Genomic DNA, 16282 nt, shown 5'->3' with positions numbered 1-16282 from the left:
GTGCCGACAGCGGGCGGGGGTCGGCGAGGTGGTGCTGGGACACGGGAACAGTGACACCTTTCGGCACGGGCCGGCCGCACCTGACCCGCAACGTCTAGGTGCACCCGGAGATGGGCGCCTGACGGGCATCTGCCCAGGTCAGGCGCCCTTTTTCTGCGCCTAGAAGAAGCCCAGCTTCTTCGGCGAGTACGACACCAGCAGGTTCTTGGTCTGCTGGTAGTGGTCGAGCATCATCTTGTGGGTCTCGCGGCCGATGCCGGAGCCCTTGTAGCCGCCGAAGGCCGCGTGTGCGGGGTAGGCGTGGTAGCAGTTGGTCCACACGCGTCCGGCCTTGATCTCGCGGCCGACGCGGTAGGCGTTGTTGGCGTCCCGTGTCCATACGCCGGCGCCGAGGCCGTAGAGGGTGTCGTTGGCGATCTTCAGGGCCTCGTCGAGCGAGTCGTACGTGGTGACGGAGACGACCGGGCCGAAGATCTCCTCCTGGAAGATCCGCATGTCGTTGGTGCCGCGGAAGATGGTCGGCTCGATGTAGTAGCCGCCTTCCAGGCCCGTGACCGAGCGGGAGTCGCCGCCGGTGAGGAGCTCGGCGCCCTCCTTCTTGCCGATGTCGATGTAGGAAAGGATCTTCTCGTACTGGTCGACACTGGCCTGGGCGCCGATCATGGTGGCCGGGTCCAGCGGATTGCCGCTGACGACGGCCTTGGTGCGCTCGACGCAGCGGGCGATGAACTCGTCGTAGATGGAGGAGTGGATCAGGGCGCGGGAGGGGCAGGTGCACACCTCGCCCTGGTTGAGCGCGAACATCACGAAGCCCTCGACGGCCTTGTCCAGGAAGTCGTCGTCGGCCGCCATGACGTCCGGCAGGAAGACGTTCGGGCTCTTGCCGCCCAGCTCCAGCGTGACCGGGATGATGTTCTCGCTCGCGTACTGCATGATCAGCCGGCCGGTGCTGGTCTCACCCGTGAACGCGATCTTGGCGATGCGCGGACTGGACGCGAGCGGCTTGCCCGCCTCGACGCCGAAGCCGTTGACGATGTTGACCACGCCGGGCGGGAGCAGGTCCGCGATCAGCTCGATCACCAGCAGCAGGCTGACCGGCGTCTGCTCGGCCGGCTTGATGACCACGCAGTTGCCGGCGGCCAGCGCCGGTGCCAGCTTCCACGCGGCCATCAGGATCGGGAAGTTCCACGGGATGATCTGCCCGACCACGCCCAGCGGCTCGTGGTAGTGGTACGCGACCGTGTCGGCGTCGATCTCGGACAGGCTGCCCTCCTGGGCCCGGACCACCCCGGCGAAGTAGCGGAAGTGGTCCACGGCCAGCGGGAGGTCGGCGGCCAGCGTCTCGCGCACCGGCTTGCCGTTCTCCCAGGTCTCGGCCACGGCGAGCTTCTCGAGGTTCTCCTCGATCCGGTCCGCGATCCTGTTCAGGATGCCTGCGCGTTCGGCGCCGGAGGTGCGGCCCCACTTGGCTGCCGCTGCGTGGGCGGCGTCCAGGGCCAGCTCGATGTCGGCCGCGGAGGAGCGGGCGACCTCGCAGAAGACCTTTCCGTTCACCGGCGACACGTTCTTGAAGTACCGGCCCTCGGCGGGGGCGACCCAGTCGCCGCCGATGAAGTTGTCGTATCGCGGGGCGAAGCTGACGATGCTGCCGTCCGTTCCCGGCTGTGCGTACACCATGGCGGCTCTCCTCGGTGGGCGATGGTGAGTGACAGTGGTACGACGGCCCACGCCGTCGTGGTCTGCCTCACCGTGGCCCCGGGAGGTTGGCGCGAGGTTGGTGCGCGGGTGTCAGTCGCGCAGCGCGGTGGTCAACCGGCCGGCCGCGATCGCCCGGCGTGCGTCAGCCGGACCGAACAGATGCAGCGCGTGCTCGTGCACCTCGGCGTCGTACGGCGCCCGCCCGCCGTAGCGCAGGGCGTGCTCCGCGCGTGTGCTGGCCAGGACCGCCTCCCTCACGGCGACCTCCAGGTGGGTGCGCCACTCCTCGATGCCCGGGGCCTCGGAGCGGGCGAGCAGCGGGCCGCGGTAGAGGCGCAGCGCCGTCTCCGTGTCGCCGCTCTCCAGCGCACGCAGCACGTCGACGGCATCGCACGAGACGGGTGTGGTCAGCGTGTAGCGGCGGGTGGCGATACCGCCGCCGAGAGCCCGGCGCAGATGAGAGATCTCCGCCTTGAACGTGGAGGCGGTGACGGCACGGTCGCCGTACAGGGCCTCGCGGAGTCGTTCCGGTGTGTATCCGTCCGGTTCCAGCGCGAGAAGCGTGAGGATCTCCAGCTGCCGGGGCCGCAGGAGAAGCGGGACGCCGTCTCGGACCGCCTTCTCGGTGCCCAGGCAGTTCAGGCGCAGCCGGGGCCGGTCTCCGGGAGGCCGAAGGGGCAGTTCCGTACGGAGTCCGGCCTCGATGGCGGACGCCAGGCCGCGCACGGTGGACAGGGCCAGTGGGTGCGAGCGATCCCAGGTGGTGGACAGGTCAAGGACGCCGAGGAGGTGCCCGTCGGGGCCGTGGATCGGCGCGCAGTAGCAGGCCCAGCCGTGCAGCGCCGTCACCAGGTGTTCGGCGGAGAAGACCGTGCTGGGGCGGCCGGTGCGCAGCGCGAGGGACACGGCGTTGGTGCCCATGGCCTGCTCGTCCCACCGCCCGCCCGGCGCGAAGTTGACCCGCTCGGCCCGTCGCCGCATGGCCTGTCCGCCGTACGTCCACAGGATCGTCCCGGACTCGTCAGTGATCGCGGTGACGAATCCGGCGTCGTCGGCGACGCTGCGCAGCTCGTCGGCGAGGCCGTCGACCGGCCCGCGCAGCGGCGATCCGGACCAGCGCCGGGGTGCTGCGCCCCCGTCGGCGACGGGAGCGCTGTCCCGGCCGGGATCCACACTGGTCAGCGAGCGCGCCCAGGACTCGGTCACCTCCTGGCGCAATGCGCCGCCACCGTTGGGGGGCGTACCCGCGACCTTCAACCGTGGCACCAGGCGGGACCACTCGTCCTCCAGGCCGGCCCTGCGCCGCCGCAGGTCACTGCGCTGCCCCATGGCGTCTCCTCCCGTCGAAAGGGGACAACTGCCCTTTGTCCGCGATGACTTCCCCGCCTCGCATGACCGGTCGGCCACGAGGACCGATGAGACCGATACGAGGCTGGAGCCGACAGGCTGACTCCGCACCGTCGACCCACGCCCTGTCCGCGCCGCAGGCGCCGGACGCCCGGCGGGCACGGCCGCGGCGGGCTGCGCCTCACTGCGGGCCGAGCCCCCTGAGTTCGCGTCCGGTGACCATCTCGGACTCGATCCGAACGAACACCGCGTCCCGCAGGGGCATCCAGGAGATGGGGCCGGCCTGCGACAGCCGTTCCTGCTCGGCGGGATCGGTCACCACGGTGGCCCGGCCGGTGACGACGACGCTCCAGCCGGACCGGGTCGCCGCGTCGAACTCGTCCGCCTCGAAGGCGACCACGACGCCGTCGATGGCGCGGACGAGGTCGGAGTCCCGCGATGTGCGCAGCAGGACGAAGGCGTCCGTGTCCAGGGAGAAGTTGACGGGGAGGACGGCGGGCAGTGCCTGGCGGGTGTAGACCACGCGGCCGACCGGCACCTTGGCGAGCAGGCGCAGGCACTCCTGCCGGTCGAGTGCGCGAAAGGCGTCGTTCTGGAACATCAGTCCATCGTCCCCGCGGTCGTCGTGTGGGGGTAGGGCCGACCGGCCCTACCCCTCGGGGCGCGGGGTCGGCCGGTCGCAGCCGCTGTTTCGCCGGAGGCGCGCGGGCAACGCGGTACAGGGGCGGTGTGGAGGGACGTCCGGGCCCGAACCCGGGGACCGTCTGTCCGCCGGTAGGGACTGATGGCCCATGCCGCCGGTGGCTCCTGGTGCGGACAGTGGTTCCGGGATGCCGTTCCGCCGGCAAGGGGCCTGTGGGGCGTGTGCGATCCCGGTGGCGCAGTACCACCCCTGAAGAGGAAAGGGACGGACAACATGGTCCAGCCGATGAAGTCGAAGAGCGGCAGCTCACCGTCAGATGGGTCGGTGTCCGGCCGGGCGTGGCTGATGCTGGCCCTGGCCACGGTCGGTTTCGCCGTGAACTTCTGGGCGTGGGCGCTGCTCAGCCCCCTCGGCCCCCGGTTCAAGGACAGCCTCGACCTCACCTCGTTCGAACAGTCGCTGCTGGTGGCGGTGCCGGTCGTGGTCGGCTCCCTGGGCCGTATCCCGGTGGGCGCGCTGACCGACCGCTTCGGCGGCCGGGTGATGTTCCCGATCGTGTCGGCGGTCACCATCGTGCCGGTGCTCTACCTCGGCCTGGCCGGGCACTCCTCCCTCGCCGCCCTGCTGATCGGCGGCTTCTTCCTCGGCATCGGCGGCACCGCGTTCGCCGTCGGCGTGCCGCTCGTCAACGCCTGGTTCCCGCCCGAGCGGCGCGGGCTGGCCATCGGCGTCTTCGGCGCCGGCATGGGCGGCACCGCCATCAGCGCCCTCACCACCGTGAAGCTGGTCGACGCGAACAGCATGTCCACCCCCTTCCTGATCACCGCGGCGGTACTGGCCGTGTACGCCGTGGCCGCCGCACTGCTGCTGCGTGACGCACCCGGCCGCACCGTGCCCACCGAGCCGCTGGCCCGCCGCTTGGCCGCCACCGCTCGGCTGCCCATCACCTGGCAGGCATCCGCGCTGTACGCGGTCGCGTTCGGCGGCTACGTCGCCTTCTCCGTCTACCTGCCCACCTACCTCAAGACCGGCTACGGCCTGACCCAGGCCGACGCCGCGAACCGCATGGCCGGGTTCGTGCTGCTGGCGGTGGCGATGCGCCCGATGGGCGGCTGGCTGTCCGACCGGCTGGGCCCGGTCCGGGTGCTGGCCGGTTCGCTGGCCGTGGTCGTGGCCGGAGCGGTCGTGCAGTCCTTCACCCTTCCCCTGGCGCCGGTGGGCACCATCGCCTTCCTGGCCATGGCCGCCGCACTCGGCGCGGGCAGCGGGGCGACCTTCGCCCTGGTGGCCCTGCGGACCCCGGCCAACCAGGTCGGCTCGGTCACCGGCGTGGTCGGCGCCGCGGGCGGCCTGGGCGGCTTCCTGCCGCCGCTGGTCATGGGCTCGCTGTACGGGGCGTACGAGTCGTACGCCATCGGCCTCGCCCTGCTCGCGATCGTGGCCGCTGCCGCGCTGGCCTTCACCCTCACCGGAGTCCGCGCGGCCGCCGAAGGCGGGGAGCGAAAGTCCCGCACGGGTCGCCGGCGGGGGCACGGCACCACCGCAGGCACCACCGCGTAAGGGCACACGGACGGGACAACGGGAACGAAGGACAGGGAGAACACCGGTGTGCGAGTACTGCGGCTGCCAGTCCCTGGCGTCGATCGACGAGCTGACCCGGGAGCACGAGGAGGTGGTCCGCCTCATCAGCCACCTCCGCCCCGCTCATCAGGACGGTGACATGGCCCGGATGGCGCAGGTCGCCCGTGAGATCGCGACCGTGCTCGGCCCCCACACCCAGGTGGAGGAGCATGGGCTGTTCCCCGCGATGGCCGGGGACTTCCCCGAGCAGATCGCCGCCCTGGAGGACGAGCACCGCCGTATCGAGGCCGTCCTGGCCGAGGCCGCGGGCGGCGTCACCCCCTCTGACCCGGCCTGGCCGGATCGGCTGCTGGCAGCGATGGCCGTGCTCCGCGACCACATCCTCAAGGAACAGGACGGCGTCTTCCCGGCCGCACTCGCCAATCTCAGTACCGAGCAGTGGGAAGCGGTCGAGGCCGAGCGCCTGAAGGCGGGCGGCGCCCTGTCCCGGCCGGCCGCCTGACCGATCGCACTCCAGCCCCGGGCGGGACACCACACCACGTACGCCCCGTACCCCCGCTCGTCCCGAGCGGGGGTACGGGGCTTCGCAGATGCGGGCATGACGGCGCGGAGCCGGGGTAACCGGCCCTGCACGCAACGCAAACGATCTTCACTGAGCCACGCGTTGGTCGTGGTGTGGCTGTTGACCTTCCGGGGGACGGCGGTCGTAGAGTCGTGTGCGGCCGGAACCGATCACAATTCGAACGGGCATTCGGGTGCCCGGGGCGGAGTGGCACGGTGAGTACGGAGACCAGCCGGGAACAGACGCGGACGGGCATGGACAGCGATCTGGCGGAGGCGCTGGTGCGCAGCCGCCGCTTCTTCACCAAGGCGGAGGTCTCCGACGACCTGCGCACCCTGCACCGCAAGGGCGGCCGGCAGGCGGACGAGTTCTACCGTGACCGCTGGTCGCACGACAAGGTGGTCCGCTCCACGCACGGCGTGAACTGCACCGGCTCGTGCTCCTGGAAGGTGTACGTCAAGGACGGCATCATCACCTGGGAGGCGCAGCAGACCGACTACCCGTCGGTCGGCCCCGACCGCCCCGAGTACGAGCCCCGCGGTTGCCCGCGCGGGGCGGCCTTCTCCTGGTACACCTACTCGCCCACCCGGGTGCGCTACCCCTATGTACGGGGCGTGCTGCTGCAGATGTACCGGGAGGCCAAGCAGAGGCTCGGCGACCCGGTGGCGGCCTGGGCCGACATCGTCTCCGACCCCGAGCGCGCCCGCCGCTACAAGAAGGCGCGCGGCAAGGGCGGCCTGGTGCGGGCGAGTTGGGACGAGGCGGTGGAGATGGTCGCCGCCGCGCACGTGCACACCATCAAGGAGTACGGGCCGGACCGGCTGGCCGGGTTCTCGCCGATCCCGGCGATGTCGATGGTCTCCCACGCGGCGGGCGCCCGCTTCTACTCGCTGCTCGGCGGGGCGATGCTGTCGTTCTACGACTGGTACGCCGACCTTCCGGTGGCCTCACCGCAGATGTTCGGCGACCAGACCGACGTACCGGAGTCGGGGGACTGGTGGGACGCCGGGTACCTGATCATGTGGGGTTCGAACCTGCCGGTGACCCGGACGCCGGACGCGCACTGGATGGCCGAGGCCCGCTACCGCGGGCAGAAGGTCGTCGCCGTGTCGCCCGACTACGCGGACAACGTGAAGTTCGCCGACGAGTGGCTGCCCGCACAGCCGGGCACCGACGGGGCCCTCGCCATGGCCATGGGGCATGTGATCCTCAAGGAGTTCTTCGTCGACCGGGAGACGGAGTACTTCACGTCGTACGTGAAGCGGTACACCGACCTGCCGTTCCTGGTCACGCTGGACGAGGCGGCGGACGGGCCGGGAACGTACACGCCGGGCAAGTTCCTGACCGCCGCCGACCTCGGCGGCGAGCCCGCCACGGCCGAGCACGCGGAGTTCCGGACCGTACTCCTGGACGCGGCCACCGGAGGGCCGGTCGTGCCCAACGGCACCCTGGGGGACCGCTTCGGCGAGTCCGGCGCCGGGAAATGGAACCTCGACCTGGGTGACGTGGATCCGCTGCTGTCCGCCGACGGAGGCGGCGAGGCGCCGGTCGCCGTCGACCTGCCCCGCTTCGACGCCCCGGACGGCGGTGCGGGACGACTGCGGCGCGGCGTACCGGTGCGCCGGGTGGCGGGCCGCCTGGTGACCACGGTGTTCGACCTGCTGCTGGCGCAGTACGGGGTGGCCCGCGACGGACTGCCCGGCCGGTGGCCGGCCTCGTACGAGGATGCCGAGGAGCCGTACACCCCGGCCTGGCAGGCGGCGATCACCGGCGTGGACGCGGGCCGGGCGGCCCGTATCGCCCGGGAGTTCGCGGCCAACGCCGAGGAGTCCGGCGGCCGTTCGATGATCATCATGGGGGCGGGCACCAACCACTGGTTCCACTCCGACACCATCTACCGCGCGTTCCTGACCCTGACCACGCTCACCGGCTGCCAGGGCGTCAACGGCGGAGGCTGGGCGCACTACGTCGGGCAGGAGAAGGTCCGACCGATCACCGGCTACTCGGCGATCGCGACCGCCGCGGACTGGAACCGGCCGGCCCGGCTGATGATCCAGACCGCGTACTGGTACCTGCACAGTGACCAGTTCCGCTACGACCCGTTCTCCGCCGACACCCTCGCGGCGGCGGGGCAGCAAGGCCCGTTCGCGGGGAAGACCACCGCCGATGTGATCGCGCAGTCGGCACGGATGGGCTGGATGCCGTCGTATCCGACCTTCGACCGCAACCCGCTGGACCTCGCCGACGAGGCGGAGGCCGCGGGCCGCGACGTGGGCGCGCACGTCGTGGAGGAGCTGAAGTCGGGGCGACTGGGGTTCGCGGGTGAGGATCCGGACGCCCCGGAGAACCACCCGCGGGTGCTGACCGTGTGGCGGGCCAATCTGCTGGGCTCCTCGGCCAAGGGCAACGAGTACTTTCTCAAGCACCTGCTCGGCACCGACGCCTCGGTGCGGGCCAGGCAGGCGCCGCCGGACGCCCGTCCGCGGGATGTGGTGTGGCGGGAGGAGGCACCGGCGGGCAAGCTCGATCTGCTGCTGACGCTGGACTTCCGGATGACCAGCACGACCGTCTTCTCCGACGTCGTCCTGCCGGCTGCGACCTGGTACGAGAAGCACGACCTGTCCAGCACGGACATGCACCCCTTCGTGCACGCCTTCAACCCGGCGATCGCCCCACCCTGGCAGACCCGTACCGACTGGGACGCCTTCCACACCCTCGCCGAGGAGTTCAGCCGCCAGGCCGCCGGCCACCTCGGCGTACGCAAGGACGTCGTGGCCGCGCCGCTGCTGCACGACACTCCCGACGAACTGGCCACCCCGCACGGCCGGGTGCGGGACTGGAAGGCGGGGGAGTGCGAGCCGGTCCCGGGACGCACCATGCCGAAGCTGGTGACGGTCGAGCGGGACTACGGTGCGGTCGCCGACAAGATGGGCGCTCTTGGCCCGCTCCTCGACTCCATGGGCGCCACCACCAAGGGCATCACCTTCAAGGTCGACCGGGAGCTGGAGTATCTGCGGCACAAGAACGGCACCGTGCGCGGTGGCGCGGCCGACGGACGGCCCTCCATCGCCCGGGACGTGCACGCCTGCGAGGCGATCCTCGCCCTGTCCGGCACCACCAACGGGCACCTGGCCACGCAGGGCTTCCACACGCTCGAGACCCGCACCGGCACGCAGCTCGCGGACCTGGCCGCCGAGCACGAGGGCAAGCAGATCACCTTCGCCGACACCCAGGCCGCACCGGTCCCGGTCATCACCTCACCGGAGTGGTCGGGCTCGGAGACGGGCGGGCGCCGCTACTCGCCGTTCACCGTCAACGTCGAGCGCCTCAAGCCCTGGCACACCCTCACCGGCCGCCAGCACTTCTATCTCGACCACGACTGGATGACCGCGCTCGGCGAGCAGCTTCCGGTCTATCGTCCGCCGTTGAACATGGATGCCCTGTTCGACGAGCCGCGCCTGGGGGACGTCGGGGAACTGGGCGTGACGGTCCGCTACCTGACCCCGCACAACAAGTGGTCGATCCACTCCGAGTACCAGGACAACCTGTTCATGCTCTCCCTCTCGAGGGGCGGCCCGACGATCTGGATGAGCACGCAGGACGCGGCCAAGGTCGGAGTGAGCGACAACGACTGGGTGGAGGCCGTCAACCGCAACGGCGTCGTCGCCGCCCGCGCGGTCGTCTCGCACCGCATGCCGGAGGGCACCGTGTACATGCACCACGCCCAGGACCGGCTCATCGACGTGCCGCGCACCGAGACCTCCGGCCGCCGCGGCGGTATCCACAACTCCCTGACCCGGCTGCTGATCAAGCCGACCCATCTGATCGGCGGCTACGCCCAGCTGTCGTACGCCTTCAACTACCTCGGCCCGACGGGCAACCAGCGCGACGAGGTGACCGTCATCCGCCGCCGCGCCGACCAGGAGGTGCAGTACTGATGCCCCGTGGCGAAGCCACTATCGGACGCGTCATGGCCCAGATGGCGATGGTGATGAACCTCGACAAGTGCATCGGCTGCCACACCTGTTCGGTCACCTGCAAACAGGCATGGACCAACCGCACCGGCGTCGAGTACGTGTGGTTCAACAACGTCGAGACCCGCCCCGGCCAGGGATACCCACGCCGCTACGAGGACCAGGACACCTGGAAGGGCGGCTGGGAGCTCAACAAGCGCGGGAAGCTGGCGCTGAAGGCGGGCGGCAGGTTCAAGAAGCTGATCCAGATCTTCTCCAACCCCGTGCTGCCGTCCCTCGACGACTACTACGAGCCCTGGACGTACGACTACGAGACGCTGACCAACGCCCCGCTGCAGGAGCACACCCCGGTCGCCCGCCCCAAGTCGCTGATCTCGGGGAAGGACATGAAGATCTCCTGGTCGGCGAACTGGGACGACGACCTCGGCGGATCGGCGGCGACCAGCGAGAAGGACGTGCTGCTGAACGAGGTCGCGGAGAAGATCAAGTTCGAGTTCGAGCAGACCTTCATGTTCTACCTGCCGCGCATCTGCGAGCACTGCCTCAACCCGTCCTGCGCGGCCTCCTGCCCCTCCGGCGCGATCTACAAGCGCGAGGAGGACGGCATCGTGCTGGTCGACCAGGACCGCTGCCGCGGCTGGCGGATGTGCGTCACGGGCTGCCCGTACAAGAAGGTGTACTTCAACCACCGCACCGGCAAGGCCGAGAAGTGCACCTTCTGCTTCCCGCGCGTCGAGGTCGGCCTGCCCACCGTCTGCTCCGAGACCTGCGTGGGCCGGCTGCGCTACATCGGCCTGGTCCTCTACGACGCCGACCGCGTCCTGGAAGCCGCCTCCACACCCGACGAGAAGGGTCTTTACGAGGCCCAGCGGGGGGTCTTTCTGGACCCGCACGACCCGGACGTCATCGCCGCGGCGGAGAAGGCGGGTATCCCGCGGGACTGGGTCGAGGCCGCCCAGCGCTCCCCGGTCCATTCTCTGATCAACACCTTCGAGGTGGCCCTGCCGCTGCACCCGGAGTACCGGACGATGCCCATGGTCTGGTACATCCCGCCGCTGTCCCCGGTGGTCGACGCCGTCCGCGACACCGGCCGCGACGCCGAGGACCATCACAACCTTTTCGCCGCCGTCGACGCCCTGCGCATCCCCGTCGACTACCTCGCCCAGCTGTTCACCGCGGGCGACCCCGCACCCGTCGACGCGGTGCTGCACCGGCTGGCCGCCATGCGCTCGTACATGCGCGACATCAACCTCGGCCGCGAACCCAACGACGCCATCCCCGAGGCGGTCGGCATGAGCGGCGAGCAGATCTACGACATGTACCGGCTGCTGGCGCTGGCCAAGTACGACGAGCGGTACGTCATCCCCCCGGCCCACGCCGAACAGGCCCACAAGCTCGAGGAACTCGCCACCGAGTGCAGCCTGGACTACGAGGGCGGTCCCGGCATGGGAGGCTCCGGCCCGTTCGGCGAGACCTCCGGCGGCGCGGCCCCGATCGCGGTGGAGAACTTCCACGCCCTGCGCGACCGGCAGACCTCCGACACCCCCGCCGCCCCGACCGGAAAGGCCACCCGGGTCAATCTCCTCAACTGGGACGGCAAGGGTTCCCCGCCCGGCCTGTTCCCGGACGATCCGTCCGCCGGCGGAACCGGCGTCGGCGGAGACCGCGGCGGGGAGGTGGAGCCGAAACCATGAAAGCGATGAAAAGGAAGAGCACACGCACCGCCCGCACCGAGCCCTGGCACCCCCATGCCTGGCAGGCACAGTCCCTGCTGCTGTCCTACCCCGACGAGCAGTTCGCGCGGTGCCTGGCCCTGGCCGGTCGGGTCGCCCGCACCCTTCCCGACCCGGTCGCCCGCCCCCTGCTCAGCTTCACTGCACACGCCGAGCGGACCGCCCCCGCGGACCTGGCCGCCGCGTACGTGGCCACGTTCGACCACCGCAAACGCTGCTGCCCCTACCTGACGTACTACGCGCACGGCGACACCAGGAAGCGCGGCATCGGCCTGCTGCGACTGAAGCAGACCTACACGGCGGCCGGTTGGAGCCTGGGCGACGACGAACTGCCCGACCACCTCGCCGTCGTCCTCGAATTCGCCGCCACCGACCCGGCCCCCGGAGTACGTCTGCTCACCGAACACCGCGCCGGCCTGGAGCTGCTGCGTCTGGCCCTGAACGACGAGGACTCGCCGTGGGCCCATGTGCTGGATTCCGTATCGGCCACTCTCCCCGCCCTGGCCGGCGACGACCGCGAGGCCGTCGTGCGCCTGGCCATCGAGGGCCCGCCCGAGGAGCAGGTCGGCCTCGACCCGTACGCGTCCCCCGTGTTCCTGCCCGACCCCGTCGTAGGAGGTCCCCGATGACCGCGCCCGCGCAGCAGGTCACCCTGGCGGCCGAGACCGGCACCGGCGGCATCCTCCTGTGGGTCGTGCTGCCGTACGTGGTCCTCGCGGTGTTCGTCCTCGGCCACGTCTGGCGCTACCGCTACGACAAGTTCGGCTGGACGACCCGCTCCTCCCAGCTGTACGAGAGGCGGCTGCTGCGCATCGGCAGCCCGCTGTTCCACTTCGGGATCCTGGTCGTGCTCCTCGGCCACATCGGTGGCCTGGTCATCCCGGAGAGCTGGACCGAAGCGGCCGGTATCAGCGAGCACGCCTACCACGTGTCGGCGGTGGTCCTCGGGACGATCGCGGGCGTCGCCACCGTGGGCGGACTGGCGATCCTGATCTACCGGCGCCGTACCGTCGGCCCGGTCTTCTCGGCCACCACCCGCAACGACAAGGCCATGTACGTCTCCCTGACGGTGACCATCGTCCTGGGCCTGGCCGCCACGGTGGCCGCGAACGTCGTGGGCGGCGGCTACAACTACCGGGAGACGATCTCCCCCTGGTTCCGCTCGATCTTCTACTTCCAGCCCGACCCGGCCCTGATGACCGAGGCCCCGGTGCTGTTCCGGCTCCACGCGCTCAGCGCTCTGCTGCTGTTCGCGTTCTGGCCCTTCACCCGGCTCGTCCACATGCTCACCGCGCCGCTGGGCTACCTGACCCGCCCGTACATCGTCTACCGCAGCCGCGACACCCGGCTCGGCGCTCGTGCCCCACGTCGCGGCTGGGAACGCGCGGGGTCATGAGCAGCGGGTCCACCGGGCCCGCCGGCAGCAGGAGGTCTCCTTCCGCCCGTCGCAGCGGACGGACTGCTTCACCCCGGATCATGCCGACGGCCCGGCTGCTGAGAGCCTGTGTCATATCCCCGGCCGGGCGCGCGACGCCTGGCACGCACACTCGCCGCGTTGCCGAAACGCCCACGTGACTCCGCCACGAGGGCGCTCCGGCGCCTTGCGATCGCACGCACCAGACGCCGCGCGCTGATCCGACCGGGGATATGACACAGGCTCTGAGCCGGACGCGGCCCGACGATCACGTGGCCGGGCATGGCGATGGCTGTTCGTGTCAGTGCTCCCCGACCGGGGCACGCCAGGTCAGCGTGGTTCCGCCGCCGGGTGGACTGGTGAGTTCGAGTGCTCCCCCCAGCTGCTCGGCGCGCTCGGCCATGTTGCGCAGGCCGCTGCGGCGCCCTTCGGGCGGGATGCCGACGCCGTCGTCCGTGACAGTGAGGGTCACTTCGACGGCGTCCGTTTTCAGACTCACGTCTACTCGGCTCGCGTGGGCGTGGCGGGCCGCGTTGGTCAGCGCCTCGGACAGTACGGCCACCACGTGGTCGGCGATCTCCGGGGGCACGTTGGTGTCCAGCAGGCCTTCCATCCGGAGGCTGGGGGCGAAACCGAGGACCGGGGCCGCTTCCCCGGCGGCCCGTGCCGCGCGGGAGCGCAGTGTCTCCTTACCGCTGGTCTCTCGCGCGCGGAGCCCGAAGATCGTCGAACGGATGATCTTGATGGTTTCGTCCAGGTCGTCGACCGCTCGCAGGACCCGCTCGGACGCGTCGGGGTGGTCAATGAGGCGTCCGGCGCTCTGCAGCGTCATCCCGGTGGCGAAGAGCCGCTGGATCGCCAGGTCGTGCAGGTCCCGGGCGATGCGGTCCCGGTCGGCGAGCAGCGCGATCTGTTCGGCGTCGGCCCGTCGCTCGGCCAGTTCCATGGCCACGGCCGCCTGTCCTGCGAAGACCATCAGCGGTCCGGTCTCCGCCTCGGCGAAGACGGTGCGTCCGGCGGCCCGTACCAACAGCAGCACACCACGGACTCCGTCCCCGGTGCCGATGGGCACGGCCACGGCGGGTCCCAGCCCGCTGAACCGCGGCGGACCGGCCGAGATGCGCTCGTCGCGCGTGACGTCCGCGCTCGTCACGGGCTCGGCAGCGGAGAACGCCGCGCCGGTCAGGCTGCCTTCGACCGGCAGCACCAGGCCGCGGTGCGCGTCCGCCTCCTGGCCGATGGCCAGCTCCACCGCCAGGGTGTCGGTGTTCGTCACCGGCACGGCGACCACGGCCAGCTCGGCACCGGCGATCTCCCGTGCCCGCTCGGCGATGACCCCGAGGACCTCGATGCGCGGGCTGCCGGACATCAGGCTGTGGGTGATCTCCCCGCTCGCCCGCAGCCAGCGCTCGCGCTGGGTGGACTCCTCGTACAGGCGGGCGTTGTCGATCGCCACACCGGCCGCCACGGCCAGAGTGGACAGGACCGACTCGTCCTCCTCGTCGAACTGCCCGCCGCCGCGCTTCTCGGTGAGGTAGAGGTTGCCGAAGACATGATCGCGGACCCGGATCGGAACGCCGAGAAAGGTGTTCATCGGCGGGTGGTGAGGCGGGAAACCGTACGAGGCAGGGTGGTCCGAGAGCTTCGCCAGCCGCAGCGGCTCCGGATGCCTGATCAACTCGCCGAGGATGCCGTGTCCGGAAGGGAAGGGGCCGATCCTGGCGATCTCCTCCTCGGTCACGCCGACCGTCAGGAACTCCGACAGCCGCTTACCGTCCGGTCCGATGACACCGAGGGCCGCGTACTGGGCTTCGACCAGCGCTGCCGCGGCTTCCACGATGCTCCGCAGGGCCTGCTCCAGGTCCAGTTCGCGTCCCACCGACAGGACGGCCTCCAGCAGACTGTGCACCCGGTCCCGTGTACCGCGGGCCGCGTCCAGCCGGGCCTGGAGCTCTTCCAGCAGCTCGTCCAGCCTGAGCTGGGGCAACCGGACGCGGCTGTCCTTGGCGCTCTCCACCGCTCATTCCTCCGTGTGCGTTCCCCGTGGCGACCGGCAGGAACGACAGATCGTTCCTGCGGCCTCACCGTATCGGGCCGGGGCCGTGTGGCGGAACGGGGGCGGGAGCCCAGCCGACCGGTGGCAGGACGACGAGCGGCCTGAAGGCCGGAGCAGATGTCCGGGCCTTCAGGCCGCCGCGCACCCGTGGTGACGGGGTCTCACCTCTCCGGGAGCCGGGCGACGACGTACTCGGTGAGGTCGAGGAGGCGGTTGGTGTAACCCCATTCGTTGTCGTACCAGCCGAAGACCTTGACCAGGTTGCCGTGCGCCTGGGTGAGCGGGGCGTCGAAGACGCAGGAGGCCGGGTCACCGACGATGTCCCGGGAGACGATCGGGGCGTCGGACACCCGCAGGATCCCCTTCAGAGCCCCGGCGGCGGCCTCGCGGAAGGCGGTGTCGACCTCGTCGGCGGTCACCTCCCGGTCGAGGACGACGGTCAGGTCGGTGAGGGAGCCGTCCTCGACGGGGACGCGGACGGCGAGGCCGTCGAGGGTGCCGGCAAGCTCCGGCAGGACCAGGCCGACGGCGCGGGCGGCGCCGGTGCTGGTGGGGATGATGTTGACGGCGGCGGTGCGGCCACGGCGCGGGTCCTTGTGCGGGCCGTCGAGGACGACCTGGTCGTTGGTGTAGCCGTGGATGGTGGTCATCAGGCCCTTGTCGATACCGAAGGCCTCGTCCAGGACCTTCACCATCGGGGCCACGCAGTTGGTGGTGCACGAGGCGTTGGAAACGACGTGGTGCCCGTCCGGGTCGTACGTGCCCTCGTTGACGCCCATCACGATGGTGGCGTCGACGTTCTTGCCGGGTACCGACAGCAGCACCTTGCGGGCCCCGCCCCCGAGGTGCGCTCCGGCGTCCTCGCGGGTGCGGAAGCGGCCGGTGGACTCGATGACGACGTCCACGCCGAGGCCCGCCCAGTCCAGGGCGGCGGGGTCGCGTTCGGCGGTCACGGCGATGCGGTGGCCGTCGACGGTGATCGACGTGTCGTCGTGCTCGACGGTGCGGCGCAGCCTGCCGTAGGTCGAGTCGTAGGCGAGCAGGTGGGCGAGGGCCGCCGGGGAGGTGAGGTCGTTGACCGCCACCACCTCGATCGGCGTGCCGGTGCCCGCCTCCGCGCGCTCCAGCACACAGCGCAGGTAGTTGCGCCCGATACGCCCGAAGCCGTTGATTCCCACCCGCACGGTCATCTTCCTCGTCCCTTCCTTCGGTGTCCGACTGGCCGGGACCAGTCTGCGAGCGTGGGGGAGGAGCGGGGATGGGCCGTACGGGGG

The 16282-nt window shown here is 70.8% G+C and carries 11 protein-coding genes; 6 read left to right on the top strand and 5 right to left on the bottom strand.

Translation table 11 applies throughout. The features are described 5' to 3' along the window. Positions 1-159: 159 nt before the first annotated feature. From adh to FNH04_RS24290, 3 genes are all read right to left on the bottom strand, one after another. Entirely contained in the window at positions 160-1677 is a 1518-nt protein-coding gene (adh, locus tag FNH04_RS24300) for an aldehyde dehydrogenase (protein ID WP_152787643.1), read from the bottom strand. Positions 1678-1788: 111 nt separating this feature from the next. Next, positions 1789-3027: a GAF domain-containing protein gene (locus FNH04_RS24295; RefSeq protein WP_152787641.1), complete on the bottom strand. Its 1239-nt coding sequence runs from the start codon at positions 3025-3027 to the stop codon at positions 1789-1791. A gap of 199 nt (positions 3028-3226) precedes the next feature. Next, positions 3227-3646 (bottom strand): pyridoxamine 5'-phosphate oxidase family protein, encoded by a 420-nt coding sequence (locus FNH04_RS24290; RefSeq protein WP_152787639.1) that lies wholly within the window; start codon positions 3644-3646, stop codon positions 3227-3229. A 327-nt stretch (positions 3647-3973) separates the two neighbouring features. On the opposite strand from FNH04_RS24290, the gene FNH04_RS24285 reads away from it, so the two are divergent. The 6 genes from FNH04_RS24285 to narI all read left to right on the top strand — a co-directional run bounded on the left by FNH04_RS24285 (position 3974) and on the right by narI (position 12934). Next, positions 3974-5248, top strand: a complete 1275-nt coding sequence (locus tag FNH04_RS24285; protein ID WP_152787651.1) for an MFS transporter — start codon at positions 3974-3976, stop codon at positions 5246-5248. Positions 5249-5294: 46 nt separating this feature from the next. Continuing rightward, entirely contained in the window at positions 5295-5771 is a 477-nt protein-coding gene (locus tag FNH04_RS24280) for a hemerythrin domain-containing protein (RefSeq protein WP_322723712.1), read from the top strand. A 314-nt stretch (positions 5772-6085) separates the two neighbouring features. Continuing rightward, a complete protein-coding gene (locus tag FNH04_RS24275; protein ID WP_152787647.1) occupies positions 6086-9769 on the top strand; it encodes a nitrate reductase subunit alpha in 3684 nt (1227 codons plus the stop codon). After that, the gene (gene narH / locus FNH04_RS24270) at positions 9769-11499 is read left to right on the top strand and encodes a nitrate reductase subunit beta (protein WP_152787637.1); all 1731 of its coding nucleotides are present in this window, start codon (positions 9769-9771) and stop codon (positions 11497-11499) included. Before FNH04_RS24275 ends, narH begins: the two co-directional genes overlap by 1 nt. Then, complete coding sequence (gene narJ, locus FNH04_RS24265) at positions 11496-12167, top strand: nitrate reductase molybdenum cofactor assembly chaperone (RefSeq protein ID WP_152787635.1); 672 nt, start codon at positions 11496-11498, stop codon at positions 12165-12167. Before narH ends, narJ begins: the two co-directional genes overlap by 4 nt. After that, the gene (gene narI / locus FNH04_RS24260) at positions 12164-12934 is read left to right on the top strand and encodes a respiratory nitrate reductase subunit gamma (RefSeq protein ID WP_152787633.1); all 771 of its coding nucleotides are present in this window, start codon (positions 12164-12166) and stop codon (positions 12932-12934) included. Before narJ ends, narI begins: the two co-directional genes overlap by 4 nt. A 319-nt stretch (positions 12935-13253) precedes the next feature. On the opposite strand, the gene FNH04_RS24250 is transcribed toward narI, so the two are convergent. Then, complete coding sequence (locus tag FNH04_RS24250; RefSeq protein WP_322723710.1) at positions 13254-14969, bottom strand: sensor histidine kinase; 1716 nt, start codon at positions 14967-14969, stop codon at positions 13254-13256. Positions 14970-15169: 200 nt separating this feature from the next. Then, complete coding sequence (gap, locus tag FNH04_RS24245) at positions 15170-16198, bottom strand: type I glyceraldehyde-3-phosphate dehydrogenase (RefSeq protein ID WP_152787629.1); 1029 nt, start codon at positions 16196-16198, stop codon at positions 15170-15172. Positions 16199-16282 lie beyond the last annotated feature (84 nt).

This window comes from Streptomyces phyllanthi, from assembly GCF_009377205.1.
Lineage (GTDB): Bacteria > Actinomycetota > Actinomycetes > Streptomycetales > Streptomycetaceae > Streptomyces > Streptomyces phyllanthi.
Note: the sequence above shows the minus strand (reverse complement) of the source record. Positions and strands in the feature narration are given on the sequence as shown.

Coding starts and splice junctions, on each gene's coding strand:
- FNH04_RS24290 (WP_152787639.1), bottom strand. CDS start 3,646: ATGTTCCAGAACGACGCCTTTCGCGCACTCGACCGGCAGGAGTGCCTG.
- FNH04_RS24295 (WP_152787641.1), bottom strand. CDS start 3,027: ATGGGGCAGCGCAGTGACCTGCGGCGGCGCAGGGCCGGCCTGGAGGAC.
- narI (WP_152787633.1), top strand. CDS start 12,164: ATGACCGCGCCCGCGCAGCAGGTCACCCTGGCGGCCGAGACCGGCACC.
- narH (WP_152787637.1), top strand. CDS start 9,769: ATGCCCCGTGGCGAAGCCACTATCGGACGCGTCATGGCCCAGATGGCG.
- adh (WP_152787643.1), bottom strand. CDS start 1,677: ATGGTGTACGCACAGCCGGGAACGGACGGCAGCATCGTCAGCTTCGCC.
- narJ (WP_152787635.1), top strand. CDS start 11,496: ATGAAAGCGATGAAAAGGAAGAGCACACGCACCGCCCGCACCGAGCCC.
- gap (WP_152787629.1), bottom strand. CDS start 16,198: ATGACCGTGCGGGTGGGAATCAACGGCTTCGGGCGTATCGGGCGCAAC.
- FNH04_RS24275 (WP_152787647.1), top strand. CDS start 6,086: ATGGACAGCGATCTGGCGGAGGCGCTGGTGCGCAGCCGCCGCTTCTTC.
- FNH04_RS24285 (WP_152787651.1), top strand. CDS start 3,974: ATGAAGTCGAAGAGCGGCAGCTCACCGTCAGATGGGTCGGTGTCCGGC.